Source organism: Pseudomonas sp. FW305-25 (genome assembly GCF_017351415.1).
Classification (GTDB): domain Bacteria; phylum Pseudomonadota; class Gammaproteobacteria; order Pseudomonadales; family Pseudomonadaceae; genus Aquipseudomonas; species Aquipseudomonas chlororaphis.
This window is the reverse complement of record NZ_JACNDE010000076.1, coordinates 1-1741: the sequence shown is the minus strand read 5'-3', so window position 1 is coordinate 1741 and position 1741 is coordinate 1. Positions and strand designations below refer to the sequence as shown.

Annotated in this window: 1 protein-coding gene and 1 pseudogene; both read left to right on the top strand. The window is 63.1% G+C overall.

What is annotated here, in order from left to right:
• On the top strand, window positions 1-1126 hold a 1126-nt coding region (kdpA, locus tag J4E58_RS31730; protein ID WP_207255369.1), incomplete at its 5' end, for a potassium-transporting ATPase subunit KdpA.
• A gap of 25 nt (window positions 1127-1151) precedes the next feature.
• Window positions 1152-1741, top strand: a pseudogene (locus J4E58_RS31725) (potassium-transporting ATPase subunit B); the annotation flags it as partial.

The window sequence follows — 1741 nt, the reverse complement described above, 5'->3', positions numbered from 1 at the left end:
CTTGTTCCTGGTCTGGCAGGGCGTCCCGCAAACCTTCGCCCAGTATGTCCACGCCGTGACCCTGCAAGGCGTCGATCAGGTGATTCCATTGGGCCCGGCCGCTAGCCAGATTGCGATCAAGCAACTGGGTACCAATGGGGGGGCTTTCTTCGGCGTCAACTCGGCGCACCCCTTCGAGAACCCGACGGCTTGGAGCAACCTGTTCGAGGTGGCCTCGATCATCCTGATCCCGGTGGCCCTGGTGTTCACTTTCGGCCACTACGTCAAGGACCTGCGCCAGAGCCGGGCGATCATCGCTTGCATGCTGGCGCTGTTCCTGATCGGCGGCGCGACCTCGCTGTGGGCCGAGTACCAACCCAATCCGACCCTGGCCAACGCCGCCGTCGAACAGACCGCGCCGCTGGAAGGCAAGGAAGTACGCTTCGGTACCACCGCCACCGTGCTCTGGTCGGTAACCACCACGGCGGCGTCGAACGGGTCGGTCAACGGCATGCATGACAGCCTCAACCCGCTGAGCGGCATGGTGGCGATGGTCAACATGATGGTCGGCGAAGTGATCTTCGGCGGCGTCGGCGCGGGCCTCTACGGCATGTTGCTGAACGTGCTGATCGCGGTCTTCCTCGCTGGCCTGATGATCGGGCGCACCCCGGAATACCTGGGCAAGAAACTGCAGGCCAAGGAAGTTCAGCTACTGGTGGTGACCTTGCTGGTGATGCCGGTTGGCGTACTGATACTCGGCGCGATAGCCGCCAGCCTGCCAGGCCCTGTGGCCTCGGTGACTAACCCTGGCGCTCATGGTTTCAGCCAGTTGCTGTACGCCTACACCTCGGCCGGTGCCAACAACGGTTCGGCGTTCGGTGGCTTTGGTGCCAACACCCCGTTCCATAACCTGATGCTGGGCCTGGGCATGTTGATCGGCCGCTTCGGCTACATCCTGCCGGTGCTGGCCCTGGCCGGTAGCCTGGCGCTGAAAAAGACCGCGCCGATCGGCCAGAACAGCTTCCCGACCCATGGTCCGCTGTTTGTCACATTGCTGACCATGACCATTTTGCTGGTGGGTGGCTTGACCTTCCTGCCGACTTTGGCACTGGGTCCTATCGCTGAACACTTGAGCATGGGCTTCTGAGGACTATTGATGAATATGCCCGTAACTAAACCGGTCGTCGTCAAGGCGTCGGAACAACAGAAAACCTCGATCGCAGCCCTGTGGCGTCCGGCGCTGGTGCAGGCCTTCGTCAAGCTCGACCCGCGCCAGTTGCAACGTTCGCCGGTGATGCTGGTGGTCGAGCTGACCGCCATCTTCACCACCGTGTTGTGCTTCTTGCCGGAGACCACGGTCCCGACCTTCGTCGCCGCGCAGATCGCCCTCTGGCTGTGGTTCACCGTGCTGTTCGCCAACTTCGCCGAGGCTCTGGCCGAAGGCCGTGGCAAGGCCCGAGCCGACAGCCTCAAGGCCGGCAGCGAAGGCCTGAGTGCGCGCCTGAAGAAAGCCGATGGCAGCTTCCAGGTGATCCCGGCCGCCAATTTGCGCAAAGGCGATGTGGTGCGCGTCGAAGCGGGGGAAATGATTCCCGGCGACGGTGAGGTCATCGAAGGCATTGCCGCGGTCAACGAAGCGGCCATCACTGGCGAATCGGCTCCGGTCATTCGCGAGTCCGGCGGCGATCGCTCGGCCGTGACCGGCAATACCCGGCTGGTGTCCGACTGGTTGCTGGTGCGTATTACCAGCAATCCGGGCGAA